Origin of the sequence: Escherichia sp. MOD1-EC6300 (assembly GCF_002965045.1) — a bacterium.
GTDB classification, from domain to species: domain Bacteria; phylum Pseudomonadota; class Gammaproteobacteria; order Enterobacterales; family Enterobacteriaceae; genus Escherichia; species Escherichia coli_F.
Genome location: NZ_PTRH01000007.1, coordinates 76,098 through 99,843, shown reverse-complemented (window position 1 = coordinate 99,843; position 23,746 = coordinate 76,098). Strand labels below are relative to the sequence as shown.

18 protein-coding genes are annotated in these 23,746 nt (G+C 52.1%); 11 read left to right on the top strand and 7 right to left on the bottom strand.

The features are described from left to right. Nucleotides 1-106 precede the first annotated feature (106 nt). The 3 genes from aceE (at nt 107) to lpdA (ending at nt 6,315) form a co-directional block, all read left to right on the top strand. Entirely contained in the window at nt 107-2,770 is a 2,664-nt protein-coding gene (gene aceE / locus BGE37_RS12735; RefSeq protein ID WP_105277286.1) for a pyruvate dehydrogenase (acetyl-transferring), homodimeric type, read from the top strand. Between the two features lie 14 nt (nt 2,771-2,784). Next, a complete protein-coding gene (gene aceF / locus BGE37_RS12730; protein WP_105277287.1) occupies nt 2,785-4,683 on the top strand; it encodes a pyruvate dehydrogenase complex dihydrolipoyllysine-residue acetyltransferase in 1,899 nt (632 codons plus the stop codon). A gap of 207 nt (nt 4,684-4,890) precedes the next feature. Then, nucleotides 4,891-6,315 carry a dihydrolipoyl dehydrogenase gene (lpdA, locus tag BGE37_RS12725; protein WP_000102485.1) on the top strand — a complete coding sequence of 475 codons (1,425 nt, stop codon included), beginning with the start codon at nt 4,891-4,893 and terminating at the stop codon, nt 6,313-6,315. Between the two features lie 71 nt (nt 6,316-6,386). Here the strand turns inward: lpdA and BGE37_RS12720 are convergent, their stop codons facing one another. Further along, nucleotides 6,387-8,132, bottom strand: a complete 1,746-nt coding sequence (locus tag BGE37_RS12720; protein ID WP_105277288.1) for a DUF3300 domain-containing protein — start codon at nt 8,130-8,132, stop codon at nt 6,387-6,389. Nucleotides 8,133-8,486: 354 nt separating this feature from the next. Here BGE37_RS12720 and acnB point away from each other — a divergent pair, with 354 nt between their 5' ends. Together acnB and yacL are read left to right on the top strand one after the other, a co-directional pair. Further along, the gene (gene acnB / locus BGE37_RS12710) at nt 8,487-11,084 is read left to right on the top strand and encodes a bifunctional aconitate hydratase 2/2-methylisocitrate dehydratase (protein ID WP_105277289.1); all 2,598 of its coding nucleotides are present in this window, start codon (nt 8,487-8,489) and stop codon (nt 11,082-11,084) included. Nucleotides 11,085-11,258: 174 nt separating this feature from the next. After that, nucleotides 11,259-11,621, top strand: coding sequence for a protein YacL (gene yacL, locus BGE37_RS12705; protein WP_000384317.1), 363 nt, complete (start codon nt 11,259-11,261; stop codon nt 11,619-11,621). Between the two features lie 37 nt (nt 11,622-11,658). Here the strand turns inward: yacL and speD are convergent, their stop codons facing one another. The 3 genes from speD to BGE37_RS12690 form a co-directional block, all read right to left on the bottom strand. Continuing rightward, on the bottom strand, nt 11,659-12,453 hold the full coding sequence (gene speD, locus BGE37_RS12700; protein WP_000734290.1) for an adenosylmethionine decarboxylase: 795 nt from the start codon (nt 12,451-12,453) through the stop codon (nt 11,659-11,661). Between the two features lie 15 nt (nt 12,454-12,468). Next, entirely contained in the window at nt 12,469-13,335 is an 867-nt protein-coding gene (speE, locus tag BGE37_RS12695; RefSeq protein WP_000818419.1) for a polyamine aminopropyltransferase, read from the bottom strand. A gap of 105 nt (nt 13,336-13,440) precedes the next feature. Continuing rightward, nucleotides 13,441-13,788: a YacC family pilotin-like protein gene (locus tag BGE37_RS12690; protein ID WP_001295568.1), complete on the bottom strand. Its 348-nt coding sequence runs from the start codon at nt 13,786-13,788 to the stop codon at nt 13,441-13,443. Between the two features lie 165 nt (nt 13,789-13,953). Here BGE37_RS12690 and cueO point away from each other — a divergent pair, with 165 nt between their 5' ends. Continuing rightward, nucleotides 13,954-15,504 carry a multicopper oxidase CueO gene (cueO, locus tag BGE37_RS12685; RefSeq protein WP_105277291.1) on the top strand — a complete coding sequence of 517 codons (1,551 nt, stop codon included), beginning with the start codon at nt 13,954-13,956 and terminating at the stop codon, nt 15,502-15,504. Between the two features lie 201 nt (nt 15,505-15,705). On the opposite strand, the gene gcd is transcribed toward cueO, so the two are convergent. Further along, a complete protein-coding gene (gcd, locus tag BGE37_RS12680) occupies nt 15,706-18,096 on the bottom strand; it encodes a quinoprotein glucose dehydrogenase (RefSeq protein WP_105277292.1) in 2,391 nt (796 codons plus the stop codon). A 205-nt stretch (nt 18,097-18,301) separates the two neighbouring features. On the opposite strand from gcd, the gene hpt reads away from it, so the two are divergent. Further along, a complete protein-coding gene (hpt, locus tag BGE37_RS12675) occupies nt 18,302-18,838 on the top strand; it encodes a hypoxanthine phosphoribosyltransferase (protein WP_000683336.1) in 537 nt (178 codons plus the stop codon). Between the two features lie 40 nt (nt 18,839-18,878). Here the strand turns inward: hpt and can are convergent, their stop codons facing one another. Continuing rightward, complete coding sequence (can, locus tag BGE37_RS12670) at nt 18,879-19,541, bottom strand: carbonate dehydratase (protein WP_000651599.1); 663 nt, start codon at nt 19,539-19,541, stop codon at nt 18,879-18,881. Between the two features lie 108 nt (nt 19,542-19,649). Between can and BGE37_RS12665 the strand changes: the two genes are divergently transcribed. The 4 genes from BGE37_RS12665 (at nt 19,650) to BGE37_RS12650 (ending at nt 23,181) form a co-directional block, all read left to right on the top strand. Next, nucleotides 19,650-20,576: an ABC transporter ATP-binding protein gene (locus BGE37_RS12665; RefSeq protein WP_000150637.1), complete on the top strand. Its 927-nt coding sequence runs from the start codon at nt 19,650-19,652 to the stop codon at nt 20,574-20,576. Continuing rightward, entirely contained in the window at nt 20,573-21,343 is a 771-nt protein-coding gene (locus BGE37_RS12660) for an ABC transporter permease (RefSeq protein WP_000972203.1), read from the top strand. The genes BGE37_RS12665 and BGE37_RS12660 overlap by 4 nt, the downstream gene beginning before the upstream one ends. Before the next feature lie 104 nt (nt 21,344-21,447). Then, entirely contained in the window at nt 21,448-21,888 is a 441-nt protein-coding gene (locus tag BGE37_RS12655; RefSeq protein ID WP_000901978.1) for a PTS sugar transporter subunit IIA, read from the top strand. A gap of 63 nt (nt 21,889-21,951) precedes the next feature. Then, nucleotides 21,952-23,181, top strand: a complete 1,230-nt coding sequence (locus tag BGE37_RS12650) for a polysaccharide deacetylase family protein (RefSeq protein ID WP_105277293.1) — start codon at nt 21,952-21,954, stop codon at nt 23,179-23,181. Between the two features lie 3 nt (nt 23,182-23,184). Here BGE37_RS12650 and panD read toward each other — a convergent pair whose 3' ends face one another. Next, nucleotides 23,185-23,565, bottom strand: coding sequence for an aspartate 1-decarboxylase (panD, locus tag BGE37_RS12645; RefSeq protein WP_000621515.1), 381 nt, complete (start codon nt 23,563-23,565; stop codon nt 23,185-23,187). Nucleotides 23,566-23,746 lie beyond the last annotated feature (181 nt).

Below are 23,746 nucleotides of genomic sequence, written 5' to 3'. Positions count from 1 at the left end.
AGCGCGGCAACTAAACGTAGAACCTGTCTTATTGAGCTTTCCGGCGAGAGTTCAATGGGACAGGTTCCAGAAAACTCAACGTTATTAGATAGATAAGGAATAACCCATGTCAGAACGTTTCCCAAATGACGTGGATCCGATCGAAACTCGCGACTGGCTCCAGGCGATCGAATCGGTCATCCGTGAAGAAGGTGTTGAGCGTGCTCAGTATCTGATCGACCAACTGCTTGCTGAAGCCCGCAAAGGCGGTGTCAACGTAGCCGCAGGCACCGGTATCAGCAACTACATCAACACCATCCCCGTTGAAGAACAACCGGAGTATCCGGGTAATCTGGAACTGGAACGCCGTATTCGTTCAGCTATCCGCTGGAACGCCATCATGACGGTTCTGCGTGCGTCGAAAAAAGACCTCGAACTGGGCGGCCACATGGCGTCCTTCCAGTCGTCCGCAACCATTTATGATGTGTGCTTTAACCACTTCTTCCGTGCACGCAACGAGCAGGATGGCGGCGACCTGGTTTACTTCCAGGGCCACATCTCCCCGGGCATTTACGCACGTGCTTTCCTGGAAGGTCGTCTGACTCAAGAGCAGCTGGATAACTTCCGTCAGGAAGTTCACGGCAATGGCCTCTCTTCCTATCCGCACCCGAAACTGATGCCGGAATTCTGGCAGTTCCCGACCGTATCTATGGGTCTGGGTCCGATTGGTGCTATTTACCAGGCTAAATTCCTGAAATATCTGGAACACCGTGGCCTGAAAGATACTTCTAAACAGACCGTTTACGCCTTCCTCGGCGACGGCGAGATGGACGAACCGGAATCCAAAGGTGCGATCACCATCGCTACCCGTGAAAAACTGGATAACCTGGTCTTCGTTATCAACTGTAACCTGCAGCGTCTTGACGGCCCGGTCACCGGTAACGGCAAGATCATCAACGAACTGGAAGGCATCTTCGAAGGTGCTGGCTGGAACGTGATCAAAGTGATGTGGGGTAGCCGTTGGGACGAACTGCTGCGTAAAGATACCAGCGGTAAACTGATCCAGCTGATGAACGAAACCGTTGACGGCGATTACCAGACCTTCAAATCGAAAGATGGTGCGTATGTTCGTGAACACTTCTTCGGTAAATATCCGGAAACCGCAGCTCTGGTTGCAGACTGGACTGACGAGCAGATCTGGGCGCTGAACCGTGGTGGTCACGATCCGAAGAAAATCTACGCTGCATTCAAGAAAGCGCAGGAAACCAAAGGCAAAGCGACAGTAATCCTTGCTCATACCATTAAAGGTTACGGCATGGGCGACGCAGCTGAAGGTAAAAACATCGCGCACCAGGTTAAGAAAATGAACATGGACGGCGTGCGTCATATCCGCGACCGTTTCAATGTGCCGGTGTCTGATGCTGATATCGAAAAACTGCCGTACATCACCTTCCCGGAAGGTTCTGAAGAGCATACCTATCTGCACGCTCAGCGTCAGAAATTGCACGGTTATCTGCCAAGCCGCCAGCCGAACTTCACCGAGAAGCTGGAGCTGCCGAGCTTGCAAGACTTCGGCGCGCTGCTGGAAGAGCAGAGCAAAGAGATCTCTACCACTATCGCTTTCGTTCGTGCCCTGAACGTGATGCTGAAGAACAAGTCGATCAAAGATCGTCTGGTGCCGATCATCGCCGACGAAGCGCGTACTTTCGGTATGGAAGGTCTGTTCCGTCAGATTGGTATTTACAGCCCGAACGGTCAGCAGTACACCCCGCAGGACCGCGAGCAGGTTGCTTACTATAAAGAAGACGAGAAAGGTCAGATTCTGCAAGAAGGGATCAACGAGCTGGGCGCAGGTTGTTCCTGGCTGGCAGCGGCGACTTCTTACAGCACCAACAATCTGCCGATGATTCCGTTCTACATCTATTACTCGATGTTCGGCTTCCAGCGTATCGGCGATTTGTGCTGGGCTGCTGGCGACCAGCAGGCACGTGGCTTCCTGATCGGCGGTACTTCCGGTCGTACCACCCTGAACGGCGAAGGTCTGCAGCACGAAGATGGTCACAGCCACATTCAGTCGCTGACTATCCCGAACTGTATTTCTTACGACCCGGCTTACGCTTACGAAGTTGCTGTCATCATGCATGACGGTCTGGAGCGTATGTACGGTGAAAAACAAGAGAACGTTTACTACTACATCACTACGCTGAACGAAAACTACCACATGCCGGCAATGCCGGAAGGTGCTGAGGAAGGTATCCGTAAAGGTATCTACAAACTCGAAACCATTGAAGGTAGCAAAGGTAAAGTTCAGCTGCTGGGCTCCGGTTCTATCCTGCGTCACGTCCGTGAAGCGGCAGAGATCCTGGCGAAAGATTATGGCGTAGGTTCTGACGTATATAGCGTGACCTCCTTCACCGAACTGGCGCGTGATGGTCAGGATTGTGAACGCTGGAATATGCTGCACCCGCTGGAAACTCCACGCGTTCCGTATATCGCTCAGGTGATGAACGACGCTCCGGCAGTGGCATCTACCGACTATATGAAACTGTTCGCTGAGCAGGTCCGTACTTACGTACCGGCTGACGACTACCGCGTACTGGGTACTGATGGCTTCGGTCGTTCCGACAGCCGTGAGAACCTGCGTCACCACTTCGAAGTTGATGCTTCTTATGTCGTGGTTGCGGCGCTGGGCGAACTGGCTAAACGTGGCGAAATCGATAAGAAAGTGGTTGCTGACGCAATCGCCAAATTCAACATCGATGCAGAAAAAGTTAACCCGCGTCTGGCGTAAGAGGTAAAAGAATAATGGCTATCGAAATCAAAGTACCGGACATCGGGGCTGATGAAGTTGAAATCACCGAGATCCTGGTCAAAGTGGGCGACAAAGTTGAAGCCGAACAGTCGCTGATCACCGTAGAAGGCGACAAAGCCTCTATGGAAGTACCGTCTCCGCAGGCGGGTATCGTTAAAGAGATCAAAGTCTCTGTTGGCGATAAAACCCAGACCGGCGCACTGATTATGATTTTCGATTCCGCCGACGGTGCAGCTGACGCTGCACCTGCTCAGGCAGAAGAGAAGAAAGAAGCAGCTCCGGCAGCAGCACCCGCGGCTGCGGCGGCAAAAGACGTAAATGTTCCGGATATCGGCAGCGATGAAGTCGAAGTGACCGAAATCCTGGTGAAAGTGGGCGACAAAGTTGAAGCTGAACAGTCGCTGATCACCGTAGAAGGCGACAAGGCTTCTATGGAAGTTCCGGCTCCGTTTGCAGGCACCGTGAAAGAGATCAAAGTGACCGTGGGTGACAAAGTGTCTACCGGCTCGCTGATTATGGTCTTCGAAGTCGCGGGTGAAGCAGGCGCGGCAGCTCCGGCGGCTAAACAGGAAGCGGCTCCGGCAGCGGCCCCTGCACCAGCGGCTGGCGTGAAAGAAGTTAACGTTCCGGATATCGGCGGTGACGAAGTTGAAGTGACCGAAGTGATGGTGAAAGTGGGCGACAAAGTTGCCGCTGAGCAGTCACTGATCACCGTAGAAGGCGATAAAGCTTCTATGGAAGTTCCGGCTCCGTTTGCTGGCGTCGTGAAGGAACTGAAAGTCAACGTTGGCGACAAAGTGAAAACTGGCTCGCTGATTATGATCTTCGAAGTTGAAGGCGCAGCACCTGCGGCAGCTCCTGCGAAACAGGAAGCGGCAGCGCCGGCGCCGGCTCCGGCAGCAAAAGCTGAAACTCCGGCAGCAGCACCGGCTGCGAAAGCAGAAGGCAAATCTGAGTTTGCTGAAAACGACGCTTACGTTCACGCGACTCCGCTGATCCGCCGTCTGGCACGCGAATTCGGCGTTAACCTGGCGAAAGTGAAGGGTACTGGCCGTAAAGGTCGGATCCTGCGCGAAGACGTTCAGGCTTACGTGAAAGAAGCGATCAAACGTGCAGAAGCGGCTCCGGCGGCAACTGGCGGCGGTATCCCTGGCATGCTGCCGTGGCCGAAGGTGGACTTCAGCAAGTTTGGTGAAATCGAAGAGGTGGAACTGGGCCGCATCCAGAAAATCTCTGGTGCGAACCTGAGCCGTAACTGGGTGATGATCCCGCATGTTACTCACTTCGACAAAACCGATATCACTGAGCTGGAAGCGTTCCGTAAACAGCAGAACGAAGAAGCAGCGAAACGTAAGCTGGATGTGAAGATAACCCCAGTTGTCTTCATCATGAAAGCCGTTGCTGCGGCACTTGAGCAGATGCCTCGCTTCAACAGTTCTCTGTCGGAAGACGGTCAGCGTCTGACCCTGAAGAAATACATCAACATCGGTGTGGCGGTGGATACCCCGAACGGTCTGGTTGTTCCGGTATTCAAAGACGTCAACAAGAAAGGCATCATCGAGCTGTCTCGCGAGCTGATGACTATTTCTAAGAAAGCGCGTGACGGTAAGCTGACTGCGGGCGAAATGCAGGGCGGTTGCTTCACCATCTCCAGCATCGGCGGCCTGGGTACTACCCACTTCGCGCCGATTGTGAACGCGCCGGAAGTGGCTATCCTCGGCGTTTCCAAGTCCGCGATGGAGCCGGTGTGGAATGGTAAAGAGTTCGTGCCGCGTCTGATGCTGCCGATTTCTCTCTCCTTCGACCACCGCGTGATCGACGGTGCTGATGGTGCCCGTTTCATTACCATCATTAACAACACGCTGTCTGACATTCGCCGTCTGGTGATGTAAGTAAAAGAGCCGGCCCAACGGCCGGCTTTTTTCTGGTAATCTCATGAATGTATTGAGGTTATTAGCGAATAGACAAATCGGTTGCCGTTTGTTGTTTAAAAATTGTTAACAATTTTGTAAAATACCGACGGATAGAACGACCCGGTGGATGATGGGCGTCATAAAAAAAACGTCAGACCCGCCGGAGATAAATATATAGAGGTCATGATGAGTACTGAAATCAAAACTCAGGTCGTGGTACTTGGGGCAGGCCCCGCAGGTTACTCCGCTGCCTTCCGTTGCGCTGATTTAGGTCTGGAAACCGTAATCGTAGAACGCTACAACACCCTCGGCGGTGTTTGCCTGAACGTCGGCTGTATCCCTTCTAAAGCACTGCTGCACGTAGCAAAAGTTATCGAAGAAGCCAAAGCGCTGGCTGAACACGGTATCGTCTTCGGCGAACCGAAAACCGATATCGACAAGATTCGTACCTGGAAAGAGAAAGTGATCAATCAGCTGACCGGTGGTCTGGCTGGTATGGCGAAAGGCCGCAAAGTCAAAGTGGTCAACGGTCTGGGTAAATTCACCGGGGCGAACACCCTGGAAGTGGAAGGTGAGAACGGCAAAACCGTGATCAACTTCGACAACGCGATCATTGCAGCGGGTTCTCGCCCGATTCAACTGCCGTTTATTCCGCATGAAGATCCGCGTATCTGGGACTCCACTGACGCGCTGGAACTGAAAGAAGTACCAGAACGCCTGCTGGTAATGGGTGGCGGTATCATCGGTCTGGAAATGGGGACCGTATACCACGCGCTGGGTTCACAGATTGATGTGGTTGAAATGTTCGACCAGGTTATCCCGGCAGCTGACAAAGACATCGTTAAAGTCTTCACCAAGCGTATCAGCAAGAAATTCAACCTGATGCTGGAAACCAAAGTTACCGCCGTTGAAGCGAAAGAAGACGGCATTTATGTGACGATGGAAGGCAAAAAAGCACCAGCTGAACCGCAGCGTTACGACGCCGTGCTGGTAGCGATTGGTCGTGTGCCGAACGGTAAAAACCTCGACGCAGGCAAAGCTGGCGTGGAAGTTGACGACCGTGGTTTCATCCGCGTTGACAAACAGCTGCGTACCAACGTACCGCACATCTTTGCTATCGGCGATATCGTCGGTCAGCCGATGCTGGCACACAAAGGTGTTCACGAAGGTCACGTTGCCGCTGAAGTTATTGCCGGTAAGAAACACTACTTCGATCCGAAAGTTATCCCGTCTATCGCCTATACCGAACCAGAAGTTGCATGGGTGGGTCTGACTGAGAAAGAAGCGAAAGAGAAAGGCATCAGCTATGAAACCGCCACCTTCCCGTGGGCTGCTTCTGGTCGTGCTATCGCTTCTGACTGCGCAGACGGTATGACCAAGCTGATTTTCGACAAAGAATCTCACCGTGTGATCGGTGGTGCGATTGTCGGTACTAACGGCGGCGAGCTGCTGGGTGAAATCGGTCTGGCAATCGAAATGGGTTGTGATGCTGAAGACATCGCACTGACCATCCACGCGCACCCGACTCTGCACGAGTCTGTGGGCCTGGCGGCAGAAGTGTTCGAAGGTAGCATCACCGACCTGCCGAACCCGAAAGCGAAGAAGAAGTAATTCTTCGAGTGCCGGGACATCCGGTAATTAAAAAAGCGGCTAACCACGCCGCTTTTTTTTACGTCTGTAATTTACCTTTCCAGTCGCCTTGCTCCGTGCTCAGAGAGACGTTCGCGTACTGCTGACCGTTGCTCGTTATTCAATCGGGCAGTACGGTTACTGTCGTTTAGACGTTGTGGGCGGCTCTCCTGAACTTTCTCCCGAAAAACCTGACGTTGTTCAGGTGATGCTGATTGTATACGCTCACGCGCTGCCTCTCTTCGCTGCTGGTTCTGCGGGTTAGTCTGCATTTTCTCGCGAACCGCCTGGCGCTGCTCAGGCGAGGCTGACTGAATACGCTCACGTGCCGCTTCTCTTCTCTGCTGGTTCTGCGGGTTAGTCTGCATTCTCTCGCGGACTGCCTGGCGCTGCTCAGGAGAGGCCGACTGATAACGCTGACGAGCGGCGTCCTTTTGTTGCTGGGTCAGTGGTTGGCGACAGCTGAACTCGCGGAAGTCGTCATAGCTCCCATAGTGTTCCGCTTCATTAAATCGCTGTGCCGCCGCCTGACGTTGTGTATCTCGCGTAATGACGGGTGTGGCGTGTGTTCGTTGCTGAAACTGACTTGCTGCCGCCTGACGCTGGCTGTCGCGTGTTGGAGCAGGTAACTGCGTGGCGCTCATGCCGCCGTTGACATCGGTTTGGTGAAACCGCTTTGCCATATCCTGATCATGATAGGGCACACCATTACGGTAGTTTGGATTGTGCCGCCATGCCATGTTCTTATCAGTAAGATGCTCACCGGTGATACGGTTGAAATTGTTGACGTCGATATTGATGTTGTCGCCGTTGTGTTGCCAGCCATTACCGTCACGATGACCGCCATCGTGGTGGTGATAATCATCATCGTCATGATGATGGTCATCGTCCCAGTCGATGCTGCTGAATAGTGCGTACGTGGTAGCAACGCCCATGCTATAGCCGAATCCGCGCACAAAGCTGTCAACAAACGGTTCTCCGGCTGGTGGTGGCAGATAAACCGGCGGATACGCAGTATTGGCCCAGTTCCCGTAAACCACGGTTGGGTTGTAGTTGGGAATATAGACCACATCAGGATTGGCGGGCTCAATGGAAATGACGGTTGTTGCAGGCTCTGTAATGACAGGGTTGGCAGTTGTAACGGTATTGGATGGTATGACGGGAGCCGTGACTGTCTGTTTTACCGGTATAGCTTTCTTCGTTGTGGTAATAACTTTCTGTTCGGTTGATGACTTCAGCGAGCCGGTTTGTTGCGCCAGTTGCCGCAACCGCTGTACCGAGTCCATTACGTCCTGTGGTTGCGCCAGAAATGCGTCGCCAAGATTTTGCACCCACTGCGGGTTTTCGCCCATTAACGCCATCAATTGCGGAAAAGCCACCAGCGATTTGACGCTGGCGTCCCACGGCTGGTCAGATACCGCCTGAATAGCAGCATCGCCTTGTTTAAGTGGATTATCGTGCGACCATTGCACTGCTTGCGCAACGTTTGTCGGATAGGTTGATGCCATTAACACTTGTGAAAGCAGAGAGTCGGGGTACAGCGCGACAGGTGCAACCCATTGATCTATTTGCGCAGTGCTGAATGCGGTTTTAACGACGGCGGGCGTTACGGGCGGTGCGGAAACCGTTGCAGGAAGCGTAACTGCGGTGATGTCAGGCGCAGCCAGTTGTGTCGATTGCGCTTCCACAGGCGCTTCCACTGTGCGGCTTTTTATATATAGCCCGGCAGAGGCGGCACAAAGCCCGGCACTGCAAATTAGCGCCAGCACATGGGGTTTAAACGGCAAAGTCATTTTCATAATTCGGATCTCAAGGAAATCGCAATGGTCGGCGAACTGCCACCCGCAGGTGCTATGAATCCGAGTATAAAGAGGCGGTAGTTTAAATTTTGACTAATCTTGGGATTCGTTGAGAAAGGTGATTATCACCATGCGAATTAACGAGGTTTTTACGGAGGGAAACAATCTCTAGACTATCCTTAACGATTCAGCCACTTTTTTATGTTGCTTTTTTGTAAACAGATTAACACATCGTCAAAATCCTGCTATTCTGCCCGTTGCGGTACTGGGCATTTACCCTACAAACTGCTGTCTCACAGGAGCGTGAAGAGAATCGCCTGCCGCACTATGACAATGAGAGCGAGGAGAACCGTCGTGCTAGAAGAATACCGTAAGCACGTAGCTGAGCGTGCCGCTGAGGGGATTGCGCCCAAACCCCTGGATGCAAACCAAATGGCCGCACTTGTAGAGCTGCTGAAAAACCCGCCCGCGGGCGATGAAGAATTCCTGTTAGATCTGTTAACCAACCGTGTTCCCCCTGGCGTCGATGAAGCCGCCTATGTCAAAGCAGGCTTCCTGGCTGCTGTCGCCAAAGGCGAAGCTAAATCCCCACTGCTGACTCCGGAAAAAGCCATCGAACTGCTGGGCACCATGCAGGGTGGTTATAATATTCATCCGCTGATCGACGCGCTGGATGATGCCAAACTGGCACCGATCGCTGCCAAAGCACTTTCTCACACGCTGCTGATGTTCGATAACTTCTATGACGTAGAAGAGAAAGCGAAAGCAGGTAACGAATATGCGAAGCAGGTAATGCAGTCCTGGGCGGATGCCGAATGGTTCCTGAATCGCCCGGCGCTGGCTGAAAAACTGACCGTTACCGTCTTCAAAGTAACTGGCGAAACCAACACCGATGACCTCTCTCCGGCACCGGATGCGTGGTCGCGCCCGGATATCCCACTGCACGCGCTGGCGATGCTGAAAAACGCGCGTGAAGGTATTGAGCCAGATCAGCCGGGTGTTGTTGGTCCGATCAAGCAAATCGAAGCTCTGCAACAGAAAGGTTTCCCGCTGGCCTATGTGGGTGACGTTGTGGGTACCGGTTCCTCACGTAAATCTGCGACTAACTCCGTGCTGTGGTTTATGGGTGAAGACATTCCTCATGTACCGAACAAACGCGGCGGTGGTTTGTGCCTCGGTGGTAAAATTGCACCAATCTTCTTTAATACGATGGAAGACGCGGGTGCACTGCCAATCGAAGTCGACGTCTCTAACCTGAACATGGGCGACGTGATTGACGTTTACCCGTACAAAGGTGAAGTGCGTAACCACGAAACCGGCGAACTGCTGGCGACCTTCGAACTGAAAACCGACGTGCTGATTGATGAAGTGCGAGCAGGTGGCCGTATTCCGCTGATTATCGGGCGTGGCCTGACCACCAAAGCACGTGAAGCACTCGGCCTGCCGCAGAGCGATGTGTTCCGTCAGGCGAAAGATGTCGCTGAGAGCGATCGCGGCTTCTCGCTGGCGCAGAAAATGGTCGGTCGTGCCTGCGGCGTGAAAGGCATTCGTCCGGGGGCGTACTGCGAACCGAAAATGACCTCTGTAGGTTCCCAGGACACCACCGGCCCAATGACCCGTGATGAACTGAAAGACCTGGCGTGCCTGGGCTTCTCGGCTGATCTGGTGATGCAGTCTTTCTGTCACACAGCGGCTTATCCGAAACCAGTTGACGTGAACACGCACCACACGCTGCCGGACTTCATCATGAACCGTGGCGGTGTGTCGCTGCGTCCGGGTGATGGCGTAATCCACTCCTGGCTGAACCGTATGCTGCTGCCGGATACCGTCGGTACTGGCGGTGACTCCCATACCCGTTTCCCGATCGGTATCTCTTTCCCGGCGGGCTCTGGTCTGGTGGCATTTGCAGCTGCAACAGGCGTAATGCCGCTGGATATGCCGGAATCCGTTCTGGTTCGCTTCAAAGGCAAAATGCAGCCAGGCATCACCCTGCGCGATCTGGTACACGCCATTCCGCTGTATGCGATCAAACAAGGTCTGCTGACCGTTGAGAAGAAAGGCAAGAAAAACATCTTCTCTGGTCGCATTCTGGAAATCGAAGGTCTGCCGGATCTGAAAGTTGAGCAGGCCTTTGAGCTGACCGATGCGTCCGCCGAGCGTTCTGCTGCCGGTTGTACCATCAAGCTGAACAAAGAGCCGATCATTGAATACCTGAACTCTAACATCGTCCTGCTGAAGTGGATGATCGCGGAAGGTTATGGCGATCGTCGTACCCTGGAACGCCGTATTCAGGGTATGGAAAAATGGTTGGCGAATCCTGAGCTGCTGGAAGCCGATGCTGATGCAGAATACGCAGCAGTAATCGATATCGATCTGGCTGATATCAAAGAGCCAATCCTCTGTGCACCGAACGACCCGGACGACGCACGTCCGCTGTCTGCGGTACAGGGCGAGAAGATCGACGAAGTGTTTATCGGTTCTTGCATGACCAACATCGGTCACTTCCGTGCCGCCGGTAAACTGCTGGATGCGCACAAAGGTCAGTTGCCGACCCGCCTGTGGGTGGCACCGCCAACGCGTATGGACGCCGCGCAGTTGACCGAAGAAGGCTACTACAGCGTCTTCGGTAAGAGTGGTGCGCGTATCGAGATCCCTGGCTGTTCCCTGTGTATGGGTAACCAGGCGCGTGTAGCGGACGGTGCGACGGTGGTTTCCACCTCTACCCGTAACTTCCCGAACCGTCTGGGGACTGGCGCGAACGTCTTCCTGGCTTCTGCGGAACTGGCTGCTGTTGCGGCGCTGATTGGCAAACTGCCGACGCCGGAAGAGTACCAGACCTACGTGGCGCAGGTAGATAAAACAGCCGTTGATACTTATCGTTATCTGAACTTCAACCAGCTTTCTCAGTACACCGAAAAAGCGGATGGGGTGATTTTCCAGACTGCGGTTTAATAAGTAAGCGCACCCGCTGCGCATAAACGAGACAATGCCCGGTGAATGAGATTCCCGGGCATTTTTTATTTCTAAACCATCGCCGTTCCGCTGTTTTTCTCCGATAAGGCTGCGATAATTAAATCAATGGCGCAATGCGATTTCGGCGCATTGCCGGGAGCAGAGGAACACACTATGGATTACGAATTTCTGCGCGATGTAACCGGAGTGGTAAAGGTGCGCATGTCCATGGGGCATGAAGTCATCGGGCACTGGTTTAATGAAGAGGTGAAAGAAAACCTGGCCTTGCTTGACGAAGTGGAAGACGCAGCGCGCACGCTCAAAGGCAGCGAACGTTCCTGGCAGCGGGCAGGGCATGAATACACCCTGTGGATGGACGGTGAAGAGGTGATGGTTCGCGCCAATCAACTGGAATTCGCTGGCGATGAAATGGAAGAGGGGATGAACTACTACGACGAGGAAAGCCTGTCGCTGTGCGGCGTTGAGGACTTCTTGCAGGTAGTGGCGGCTTATCGCGATTTTGTGCAGCAGAAGTAGATAAATCTGGCGGAGCCTGCGAGCTCCGCCAGAGCCGTTAAACAGCTGGCATATTGCGCCCGTAATAAATCTCGCGCATTTCTTTCCACAGCGCAGCGGTAATTTCCTGGCGCTCGCTGTCGGTTAAATCTTCCGGTTTAGTGTGGAACATGTAGTGCTTAAGATCGAACTCTTTAAGCAACATTTTTGTATGGAAGATATTTTCCTGATAGACGTTCACATCCACCATGTCATACAGCGCCTTCATATCCTCGGACATAAAGTTCTGAATCGAATTAATCTCATGGTCGATAAAGTGCTTCATACCGTTAATGTCGCGGGTAAAACCGCGCACGCGATAATCAATGGTCACGATATCGGATTCAAGCTGGTGGATCAGGTAATTCAGTGCCTTCAACGGAGAAATCACGCCGCAGGTCGAGACTTCAATATCAGCGCGGAAGGTACATAAACCGCCTTCAGGATGGCTTTCCGGATAGGTATGTACGCAAATATGACTTTTATCGAGATGGGCAACGACCGTTTCTGGCAGTGGTCCAGGGTGTTCTGTTTTGTCGATAAGTTTCGGGTCGACCGGTTCTTCACTCACCAGAATAGTGACGCTGGCACCCTGTGGTTCGTAATCCTGGCGGGCGATGTTAAGAATATTGGCTCCGATAATGGAACAGGTTTCTGACAGAATTTCGGTCAGGCGGTTGGCATTATAGAGTTCATCGATATAAGCGATATAACCGTCGCGCTCTTCGGCAGTTTTGGCATAGCAGATATCGTAAATACAAAAACTCAGACTTTTGGTCAGATTATTAAAGCCATGCAGTTTCAGTTTTTTCAATTTCTTATCTTCTCCTTAGGACGGCTGTGAGGCCAGTGCGTCTTGCAGATACTGAGGTAAGGCAAAAGCTGCCGTATGGACTGCCGGATTGTAATAACGGCATTTCAGGCCAGAGGCGAGAAAACGCGCCTGAATAATTTCGCTTGAGAGATGGCGTAAGGCGTCGTTATCTGTCGCCCATGCAAAGGTCATGATGCCGCCGTAATAGGTCGGGATTGCCGCCTGATAAAAGCCAACATCGCTGAAGTAATGGCTGAGTTTACGATAGCTGTCAATGGCCTCTTCCTGCTGTAAAAAGCAGACGCCGTTCTGTGCGACAAAAATACCGCCTGGATTCAGGCAACGTTTGCAGCCTTCATAAAATGCTGAGGTGAACAGACTTTCGCCGGGACCGATAGGATCGGTGCAGTCGGAGATAATGACATCAAAGGTCTGGCTGGTTTGATTAACGAAATTGACGCCATCGTCGATCACCAGTTTAAAGCGCGGATCGTCGTAGCTACCGGCGTTATGGTTGGGCAGATACTGACGGCAGAACGACACGACACCCGCATCGATTTCCACCATCGTGATTGACTCAACGTTTTTATGTCGGGTCACTTCACGCAGCATGGCACCGTCGCCGCCGCCGATAATCAGCACATGTTTCGCGTGACCGTGGGCTAATAGCGGAACGTGGGTCATCATCTCATGATAGATAAACTCGTCGCGCTCGGTGGTTTGTACTACGCCATCCAGCGCCATTACGCGGCCAAATGCAGCGTTCTCAAAAATGATCAGATCCTGGTGATCGGTCTTTTCATGATACAGAACGTTATCTACCGCAAAGTACTGCCCAAACTGGTCGTGTAGCGTTTCATGCCACTGTTTTTTTTCGGCCATGGGTTGATACCTCCTTTGTTAACACCCGTAAAAAAAGGGCGCAACATAATAGCTAACATTGACCGCGGATGCACGGTCAATATTTCTACAAAAAGGTATCAGGGATTATTTGACGTAGGCAAGCAGGCTTAAGGAATCGCGAGCCAGGGCTTTGCATTTTTTAGCGACGGGAATGCCGATGCCGCTGAGATCGCGGTAGCTGTCTTCACCGAGGGCTTTCATGTCGAAGGTATCGTAGTTGCTGAGATCCCACTGGTTTTGCTGGGCGAAAAAGACCAGTGCGCGACGAATCTGCCCGTTTGGTAAGTTCTGGTAACCACAATCGTTCTTCAGAAAGACAAAAACTGCCGTTAAATCGGCCATATCTTCGGCTTCAGACTCGCTGAGCGCGTAACTGTTTGCGCAGACGGCCATCAAGCTGCCGAATAACACTGTTCTGAAAAACGTCTTCATTGCTTCTACCAGGGGCTTAAAGAAGATAAACGTTAGCACACTGCGAGCGAGGCGACGACCATTATTGTTGATTAAATTGTGTCTGCGGCTTGACCTTCCCGTAAGGGGAAGGACTATGCTCAACGTTTGATTTTGTTTCGCCTGCTTAAGAATAAGGAAATAACTATGCAACGTCGTGATTTCTTGAAATATTCCATTGCGCTGGGCGTAGCTTCAGCCTTGCCGCTGTGGAGCCGCGCAGTATTTGCGGCGGAGCGTCCAACGTTACCGATCCCTGATTTGCTCACGACTGATGCCCGCAATCGTATTCAGTTAACTGTTGGCACAGGCCAGTCCACCTTTGCCGGAAAAACGGCAACTACCTGGGGCTATAACGGCAATCTGCTGGGGCCGGCGGTGAAATTACAGCGCGGCAAAGCGGTAACGGTTGATATCTATAACCAACTGACGGAAGAAACGACGTTGCACTGGCACGGGCTGGAAGTACCGGGTGAAGTCGACGGCGGCCCGCAGGGAATTATTCCGCCAGGTGGCAAGCGTACGGTGACGTTGAACGTTGATCAACCTGCCGCTACCTGCTGGTTCCATCCGCATCAACATGGCAAAACCGGGCGACAGGTGGCGATGGGGCTGGCGGGGCTGGTAGTGATTGAAGATGACGAGATTCTAAAATTAATGCTGCCAAAACAGTGGGGTATCGATGATGTCCCGGTGATCGTGCAGGATAAAAAATTTAACGCTGACGGGCAGATTGATTATCAACTGGATGTGATGACCGCTGCCGTGGGTTGGTTTGGCGATACGCTGCTGACCAACGGTGCTATCTACCCGCAACACGCCGCCCCGCGCGGCTGGCTGCGCCTGCGTTTGCTCAATGGCTGTAACGCCCGCTCGCTCAATTTCGCTACCAGTGACAATCGCCCGCTGTATGTGATTGCCAGCGACGGTGGTCTGCTACCTGAACCAGTGAAGGTGAGCGAGCTGCCGGTGCTGATGGGCGAGCGTTTCGAAGTGCTGGTGGAGGTTAACGACAACAAACCCTTTGATCTGGTGACGCTACCGGTCAGCCAGATGGGAATGGCAATTGCACCGTTTGACAAGCCGCATCCGGTAATGCGGATCCAGCCGATTTCCATTAGTGCTTCAGGTGCCTTACCTGACGCGTTAGGTAGCCTGCCAGCGTTACCTTCGCTGGATGGATTAACGGTACGCAAGCTGCAACTCTCTATGGACCCGATGCTCGATATGATTGGTATGCAGATGCTGATGGAGAAATATGGCGATCAGGCGATGGCCGGGATGGACCACAGCCAGATGATGGGCCATATGGGGCACGGCAATATGAATCATATGAACCACGACGGGAAGTTCGATTTCCACCATGCCAATAAAATCAACGGTCAGGCGTTTGATATGAACAAGCCGATGTTTGCGGCAGCAAAAGGGCAGTACGAGCGTTGGGTTATCTCTGGCGTGGGCGACATGATGCTGCATCCGTTCCATATCCACGGTACGCAGTTCCGTATCTTGTCGGAAAATGGCAAACCGCCAGCGACGCATCGCGCAGGCTGGAAAGATACCGTTAAGGTAGAAGGTAATGTCAGCGAAGTCCTGGTGAAGTTTAATCATGACGCCCCGAAAGAACATGCATATATGGCGCACTGCCATCTGCTGGAGCATGAAGATACGGGGATGATGTTAGGGTTTACGGTATAAAAAGACCGTATTCGGAAATATGCCCGGATCTCTCCGGGCATTATTCTGCTGACAAACGCAAAACTGCCTGATGCGCTACGCTTATCAGGCCTACGTGAACTCTGCAATTTATTGAATTTGCGAGTTTTAGTAGGCCGGATAAGGCGTTTTCGCCGCATCCGGCATGAACAAAGCGCACTTTGTCAGCAATATGAGTCAATCTTAATTCACATCATCCGGCAACGCATAAGCCACAATATAGTCGCCCATCTTCGTACCAAATGAACCGTGACCGCCTGCGGAGATCACCACATACTGCTTACCATTCACTTCATAGGTCATCGGTGTTGCCTGACCACCCGCCGGTAAACGGCCCTGCCACAGTTTTTCACCGTTGCTCATGTTGTAAGCGCGCAGGTAGTTATCTGCCGTAGCGGCGATAAATAGCACGTTACCCGCCGTGGAGATTGGCCCGCCCAGCATCGGCATACCCATATTGAACGGCACCGGAACGGGCATCGGGAACGGCATGCTGTCCTGCGGCGTACCAATGCGTTTCTTCCACACCACTTCGTTGGTTTTCAGATCCAAGGCCGAGATATAGCCCCATGCTGGCTGTTTACACGGCAGACCAAACGGTGAAAGGAACGGGTTGAGCGTAACGCCATACGGTACGCCGTACTGTGGCTGAATGCCGGATTCCGTACCGGTGCCTTTGGCATCTTTCGGCTGTTCCATCGGGTTGCCAGGACCGCGTGGGATCAGTTTCGAAACGAACGGCAGCGCCATTGGGTTGGCAATTGCCACTTCACGATTCGGATCAACGGAAATCCCGCCCCATTCGAACATCCCCAGGTTACCCGGGAAGACCAGCGTACCCTGTTCAGATGGCGGGGTGAAAATACCTTCATAACGCATCTGGTGGAACATTACGCGGCACACCAGTTGGTCAAACATGGTGGCGCCCCACATATCCGCACCGCTTAAATCTTTCGTCGGACGGAAGCTCAGTTCAGAAAACGGTTGAGTAGGGGTAACGTAATCACCTTTCGCTGCGCCTTGCGGCACCGGTTTTTCCGGGGCCGGAACCACCAGTTCACCATTGCGGCGATCAAGCACAAAAATGTTGCCGGTTTTCGCTGGAGCGTAAATAACCGGAACTTTTTGACCATTAACGGTGATATCTGCCAGCGTTGGCTGTGCCGGAAGATCCATATCCCACAGGTCGTGGTGAACGGTCTGATAGCTCCACGCCAGTTTCCCGGTAGTGGCATTCAGCGCCAGAATCGAGCTGGCATAACGTTCCTGTTCTGGGGTGCGGTTACCGCCCCAGATATCTGGCGTGGTCACACCCATCGGCAGATACACCAGATCCAGCTTCGCGTCATAGGCCGCAGGTGCCCACGAGTTTGGCGAGTTAAAGGTAAAGGTGTGTTCGTCAGACGGGATCGCATTCGGATCTTTCGCGCCTGGATCAAAGGCCCACAACAGCTCCCCGGTATTGACATCAAAACCACGGATCACGCCAGACGTTTCGCGGGTTGAGAAGTTATCAGTGACGGAACCCGCCATCACGATGGTTTTATCAGTGATAATCGGTGGTGAAGTCGGCTCATACAGACCCGGTTTGGTGTCCGGCATGTTGCTTTGCAGGTTGAGCACGCCTTTATTAGCGAAGGTTTCACACAGCTTGCCATTTTCGGCGTTGAGTGCAATCAGGCGACCATCATTGACCGGAAGAATGATACGACGTGGGCAATCCGCCATCACTTCCGGCGAAGCAGTTTCTGCTTTGGCTTCATGATAAGAGACACCACGGCAGGTTACATGCTGGAAAGACTCGTTGGTTTTCAGCTCAGGATCGTAATGCCATTTCTCTTTGCCGCTGGCGGCATCGAGCGCAAACAAACGCTGGTGAGCGGTACACAGGTAAAGCGTGTCGCCTACTTTAATCGGCGTCACTTCATTGGTGATTTCGCCCGGATCGTTCGGCTGTTTCACATCGCCTGTACGGAACACCCAGGCTTCTTTCAGCTTGTGGACGTTATCAGCGTTAATTTGTTTCAGTGGTGAAAAGCGTTGACCTTCCTGATTGCGACCATAGGCAGGCCAGTCTTGATCGGCAACGGGGGAGATAGCTTCGGCAGGTGTAGCATCAGCGCTTAAGGTGCCGTTGATTTCCTGTGGATCGTTAAATCCGGCCCAGGTGAGGATACCACCGCTAATCAACAGCGCGACCACCAACGCGGCAACTGCGCCGCTGGCAGGAATGACCAGGCGACGCCAGACAAACGGAAGGATCAGCCAGATGCCAAAGAAGACCAGAATGTCGCTACGCGGCGTCAGCGCCCAGAAATCGAAACCCACTTCCCAGACGCCCCAAATCATGGTGCCAAGCAGCAATGCCGCGTAAAGCCAAAGTGCGGCGCGTTTGCTGCGCCACAGCATCCAGGCGACGCCGAGCATCACAAGGCCAGCGATAGGGTAGTACCAGGAGCCGCCGATCGCGACCAACCAGCCTCCGCCAATGAGAAGATACAGCCCGCAAAGCGCTGCAAATAGGGCTGTTAGCGTGACGAGTAATCGTCGCGAGCCGGTATTGTTAATTGCCATAAAGAGACACCATTTCAATTCATTAATATTTTAGTAGCAATTAATTATAGGTTTTAACATGTGTGATCGTCATCACAATTCGAGCTTTATTAACAGATTCCGCCAATGAATAGTTTTACTGGTATACTGCGTGTCTTGCGCTTTGTTGCGGTGCCAAAACCTGCCCGTGCGAAGTGATTTGTTTTTAAATCATATGGTTAGAGATATGAAACATACTGTAGAAGTAATGATCCCCGAAGCGGAGATTAAAGCGCGTATCGCCGAACTGGGTCGTCAGATTACTGAGCGTTACAAAGACAGCGGCAGCGATATGGTGCTGGTAGGCCTGCTGCGTGGCTCATTTATGTTTATGGCGGACCTGTGCCGTGAAGTTCAGGTATCTCATGAAGTCGATTTTATGACCGCCTCCAGCTACGGTAGCGGCATGTCCACCACCCGCGATGTGAAAATCCTCAAAGATCTGGATGAAGATATCCGTGGTAAGGACGTGCTGATTGTTGAAGATATCATCGACTCGGGTAATACACTGTCGAAAGTGCGTGAAATCTTAAGCCTGCGCGAACCGAAGTCGCTGGCGATTTGTACGCTGCTGGATAAACCGTCCCGTCGTGAAGTGAACGTCCCGGTAGAATTTATCGGTTTCTCGATCCCGGATGAGTTTGTGGTGGGTTACGGCATTGATTACGCTCAGCGTTACCGCCATCTGCCGTACATCGGCAAAGTAGTGCTGCTGGACGAGTAAGTGCGGATGTGCCGGATGTGTTGCATCCGGCATGGTGTTTTTATTTGTGGTTGGCGTGTTTCAGCTTGAGATTGGAAATCCCGTGACGGTAACGTTGTTCAAGGGTTTCGCGGTTGGTGGCGGTAACATCCAGATCACGCAGCAAACCGTCGTGAATGCCGTAGGCCCAGCCGTGAATGGTAACTTTCTGCCCGCGTTTCCACGCTGATTGCATAATGGTGGAGTGGCCCAGGTTATACACCTGTTCCATGACGTTCAGTTCACACAAGGTATCCAGACGGCGCTCTTGCGGCATTTCGCCAAGCAATGAGCTATGTTTGAACCAGATATCGCGAATGTGCAGCAGCCAGTTGTTGATAAGCCCCAGTTCCGGGTTTTCAACTGCGGCCTGTACGCCGCCGCAACCGTAGTGGCCACAGATAATAATGTGTTCAACTTCGAGAACATCCACTGCATACTGAACCACGGAAAGGCAGTTCAGGTCGGTGTGAATGACCAGGTTAGCAACATTACGGTGAACAAAGAGTTCGCCCGGCTCAAGACCGGTTAAACGTTCTGCAGGAACGCGACTGTCGGAACATCCAATCCATAGAAAGCGCGGTTTTTGCGCTTGCGCCAGTTTCTCAAAAAACCCGGGATCCTCTTCCACCAGCATTTTTGACCATAGTGCATTGTTGCTGATGAGTGTATCTATGTCTTTCATGGAGGTTAACGACCTGTAACCAAATAATTACGTTTGGCTAATATAGGGCAACTCCGGGACGATTTAAACCACAGATAAAGTGTAAGAACGTAAGGTAAGTAAAAATTTATGACCATTGCACTGGAACTTCAACAGCTTAAAAAAACCTATCCAGGCGGCGTTCAGGCGCTTCGTGGAATCGATTTGCAGGTCGAAGCGGGTGATTTTTATGCGCTTCTCGGGCCGAACGGGGCCGGGAAATCAACCACTATCGGTATTATCAGCTCTCTGGTAAATAAAACCTCCGGGCGGGTCAGCGTATTTGGTTACGATCTCGAGAAGGATGTCGTGAACGCTAAACGTCAGTTGGGACTGGTGCCGCAGGAATTTAACTTCAACCCGTTTGAAACCGTGCAACAAATTGTGGTGAACCAGGCGGGGTACTACGGTGTAGAGCGCAAAGAAGCGTACATCCGCAGCGAAAAGTATCTTAAACAGCTCGATTTATGGGGAAAGCGTAACGAACGTGCGCGTATGTTATCGGGCGGGATGAAGCGCCGTTTAATGATTGCTCGTGCGTTAATGCATGAACCTAAACTGCTGATTCTTGACGAACCGACCGCAGGCGTGGATATCGAACTTCGCCGCTCAATGTGGGGATTTTTGAAGGATTTAAACGACAAAGGCACCACCATCATTCTTACCACGCACTACCTGGAAGAAGCAGAAATGCTGTGCCGCAATATCGGCATTATTCAACACGGTGAGCTGGTGGAAAATACCTCGATGAAGGCGCTGCTGGCGAAGCTGAAATCGGAAACTTTTATTCTCGATCTCGCGCCGAAAAGCCCATTACCGAAGCTCGATGGCTATCAGTATCGACTGGTCGATACCGCTACGCTGGAAGTTGAAGTGCTGCGTGAGCAGGGGATTAACAGCGTGTTCACGCAGTTAAGTGAGCAGGGTATTCAGGTATTAAGTATGCGTAACAAAGCTAACCGTCTGGAAGAGCTGTTTGTTTCACTGGTTAATGAAAAACAGGGAGATCGCGCATGATGCATCTTTACTGGGTGGCACTAAAAAGCATCTGGGCGAAAGAGATCCATCGCTTTATGCGTATCTGGGTGCAGACGCTGGTGCCACCGGTCATCACCATGACCCTTTATTTTATTATCTTCGGTAACCTGATTGGTTCGCGCATCGGCGATATGCATGGCTTCAGCTATATGCAGTTCATCGTGCCGGGGCTGATCATGATGTCGGTAATCACCAATGCCTACGCCAACGTCGCGTCATCATTTTTTGGTGCCAAGTTCCAGCGTAATATTGAAGAGCTGCTGGTTGCACCCGTACCGACTCACGTGATTATTGCCGGATATGTTGGCGGTGGCGTGGCGCGCGGACTGTTTGTTGGCATTCTGGTGACGGCAATTTCACTGTTTTTTGTGCCTTTTCAGGTACATTCGTGGGTATTTGTCGCTTTAACGCTGGTGCTCACGGCGGTGTTATTCTCCCTTGCTGGATTGCTGAACGGCGTGTTTGCCAAAACGTTCGATGACATCAGCCTGGTGCCAACGTTTGTGTTAACGCCACTCACGTATTTGGGCGGGGTCTTTTACTCCCTGACTTTGCTGCCGCCGTTCTGGCAGGGACTGTCGCACCTGAACCCGATCGTTTATATGATCAGTGGTTTCCGCTACGGCTTCCTCGGAATCAATGATGTGCCGCTGGTCACTACCTTTGGCGTACTGGTGGTCTTTATTGTGGCGTTTTATTTGATTTGCTGGTCGCTGATCCAACGTGGGCGTGGACTGCGTAGCTAAGGCTATTTCCTCTCCTCTGGATTCGGGGGAGAGGAGTTTTGACGACTATCACCCTTTATCAACCATGGTCAGGGTAGACTGATTTTCGGCTAAGGAGGAAGGCGATGCTAGGTTGGGTTATTACCTGTCACGATGATCGGGCGCAAGAGATACTGGATGCGCTGGAGAAAAAACACGGGGCGCTTCTTCAGTGCCGGGCCGTGAATTTCTGGCGCGGATTAAGTTCTAATATGCTCAGCCGTATGATGTGCGATGCTCTGCATGAAGCAGACTCTGGCGATGGGGTGATCTTTTTAACTGATATTGCCGGAGCGCCGCCGTACCGCGTGGCTTCGCTATTAAGCCACAAACACTCCCGCTGCGAAGTGATTTCTGGGGTAACGTTACCGTTAGTTGAACAGATGCTGGCCTACCGTGAAACGTTATCCAGTGCGGAGTTTCGCGAGCGAATTGTCGAACTGGGTGGGCCTGAAGTCAGTAGTCTCTGGCACCAACAACAAAAAAATCCGCCTTTCGTCCTCAAACATAATTTGTATGAGTATTAACCCGCGATCCTGATGACGCTTTTGCTACAATAAAAGCGTTGTTTCATCCCTGGTTATTTTTTCATGTATAAACAAGCTGTTATTCTCCTGCTGATGCTGTTTACCACAAGCGTCAGTGCCGCATTGCCTGCCCGTTATATGCAAACCATCGAAAATGCTGCGGTCTGGGCGCAAATTGGCGACAAAATGGTGACGGTAGGGAATATTCGGGCCGGACAAATCATTGCCGTGGAGCCCACTGCCGCAAGTTATTACGCATTTAATTTTGGCTTTGGCAAAGGGTTTATCGATAAAGGTCATCTCGAGCCGGTTCAGGGGCGACAAAAAGTTGAAGACGGTTTGGGTGACCTCAACAAGCCGCTGAGTAATCAGAACTTAATTACCTGGAAAGATACGCCGGTTTATAACGCGCCGAGTGTGGGCAGTGCGCCATTTGGGGTACTGGCGGACAATTTGCGTTATCCGATTTTGCATAAACTGAAAGACAGGTTAAACCAAACCTGGTATCAGGTCCGTATTGGCGAACGACTGGCCTATATCAGTGCACTGGATGCCCAACCCGACAATGGCCTGCCGGTGCTAACCTATCATCATATTCTGCGCGACGAAGAAAACACCCGTTTTCGCCATACTTCGACGACCACCTCGGTACGCGCCTTCAATAACCAGATGGCCTGGCTGCGCGACAGGGGGTACGCGACACTGAGCATGACGCAGTTGGAAGGTTACGTGCAGAATAACATTAATCTCCCGGCACGTGCCGTGGTGATTACCTTTGATGATGGTCTCAAGTCGGTTAGCCGCTATGCGTATCCTGTGTTGAAACACTATGGTATGAAGGCGACGGCATTTATTGTTACCTCGCGCATCAAACGTCACCCGCAGAAATGGGATCCAAAATCGCTGCAATTTATGAGCATTTCTGAGCTTAACGAAATTCGTGATGTATTTGATTTCCAGTCACATACTCATTTTTTGCATCGGATAGATGGCTATCGCCGCCCCATATTACTGAGCCGTAGTGAGCACAATATTCTGTTTGATTTTGCGCGATCGCGCCGGGCGCTGGCGCAGTTTAATCCACATGTCTTGTATCTTTCTTATCCGTTTGGCGGATTTAATGACAAAGCGGTGAAGGCGGCACGTGAAGCCGGATTTCATCTGGCAGTGACCACCATGAAAGGCAAAGTTAAACCTGGGGATAATCCGTTATTGTTAAAACGACTTTATATCTTGAGAACGGATTCGCTGGAGACGATGTCGCGGCTGGTGAGTAACCAGCCGCAGGGGTGATTATCAGGCCACCTGAACTGGAATCGCTTTCGCAGTACGTTTCATTTCATTGTCGCCTTCAAAATAAGCAACGTTGGGTCGCCATGTACGGGCTTCTTCATCCGGCATAGTGACGAAGCTGGCGATGATGACAATATCGCCGACGCTGGCGCAGTGGGCCGCCGCACCGTTAACAGAAATAATTCTCGAACCGCGTTCTGCTGCGATGGCATAGGTGGAGAAACGCTTGCCGTTGGTGACATTCCAGATATCAATGGCTTCGTTTTCGAGAATACCGGCTGCGTCAAGAAAATCCTGGTCAATGGCGCAAGAACCTTCATAGTGCAGGTCCGCATGAGTCACTTTCACGCGGTGGAGTTTGCCCTGCAGCATCGTGCGAATCATAACTTCTACCTTTCTACCCTGTCGTTAACGAAGCAGGCGGTGCCTGCTTTGAGGAAATTCTCACGCAGTATTGCCCGATTTTTGTTTAGTGTCTACTCATCTGACGGCATTTGCATCAGCAGTTTGCGTACCGTGCCGAAGCGAGCCATGTAACACATGTAACCAATTGAAATTTCTCTGA

Coding starts and splice junctions, on each gene's coding strand:
- yacL (WP_000384317.1), top strand. CDS start 11,259: ATGGATTACGAATTTCTGCGCGATGTAACCGGAGTGGTAAAGGTGCGC.
- gcd (WP_105277292.1), bottom strand. CDS start 18,096: ATGGCAATTAACAATACCGGCTCGCGACGATTACTCGTCACGCTAACA.
- BGE37_RS12655 (WP_000901978.1), top strand. CDS start 21,448: ATGCTAGGTTGGGTTATTACCTGTCACGATGATCGGGCGCAAGAGATA.
- lpdA (WP_000102485.1), top strand. CDS start 4,891: ATGAGTACTGAAATCAAAACTCAGGTCGTGGTACTTGGGGCAGGCCCC.
- aceF (WP_105277287.1), top strand. CDS start 2,785: ATGGCTATCGAAATCAAAGTACCGGACATCGGGGCTGATGAAGTTGAA.
- BGE37_RS12665 (WP_000150637.1), top strand. CDS start 19,650: ATGACCATTGCACTGGAACTTCAACAGCTTAAAAAAACCTATCCAGGC.
- can (WP_000651599.1), bottom strand. CDS start 19,541: ATGAAAGACATAGATACACTCATCAGCAACAATGCACTATGGTCAAAA.
- speE (WP_000818419.1), bottom strand. CDS start 13,335: ATGGCCGAAAAAAAACAGTGGCATGAAACGCTACACGACCAGTTTGGG.
- BGE37_RS12650 (WP_105277293.1), top strand. CDS start 21,952: ATGTATAAACAAGCTGTTATTCTCCTGCTGATGCTGTTTACCACAAGC.
- BGE37_RS12690 (WP_001295568.1), bottom strand. CDS start 13,788: ATGAAGACGTTTTTCAGAACAGTGTTATTCGGCAGCTTGATGGCCGTC.
- hpt (WP_000683336.1), top strand. CDS start 18,302: ATGAAACATACTGTAGAAGTAATGATCCCCGAAGCGGAGATTAAAGCG.
- BGE37_RS12720 (WP_105277288.1), bottom strand. CDS start 8,132: ATGAAAATGACTTTGCCGTTTAAACCCCATGTGCTGGCGCTAATTTGC.
- cueO (WP_105277291.1), top strand. CDS start 13,954: ATGCAACGTCGTGATTTCTTGAAATATTCCATTGCGCTGGGCGTAGCT.
- aceE (WP_105277286.1), top strand. CDS start 107: ATGTCAGAACGTTTCCCAAATGACGTGGATCCGATCGAAACTCGCGAC.
- BGE37_RS12660 (WP_000972203.1), top strand. CDS start 20,573: ATGATGCATCTTTACTGGGTGGCACTAAAAAGCATCTGGGCGAAAGAG.
- panD (WP_000621515.1), bottom strand. CDS start 23,565: ATGATTCGCACGATGCTGCAGGGCAAACTCCACCGCGTGAAAGTGACT.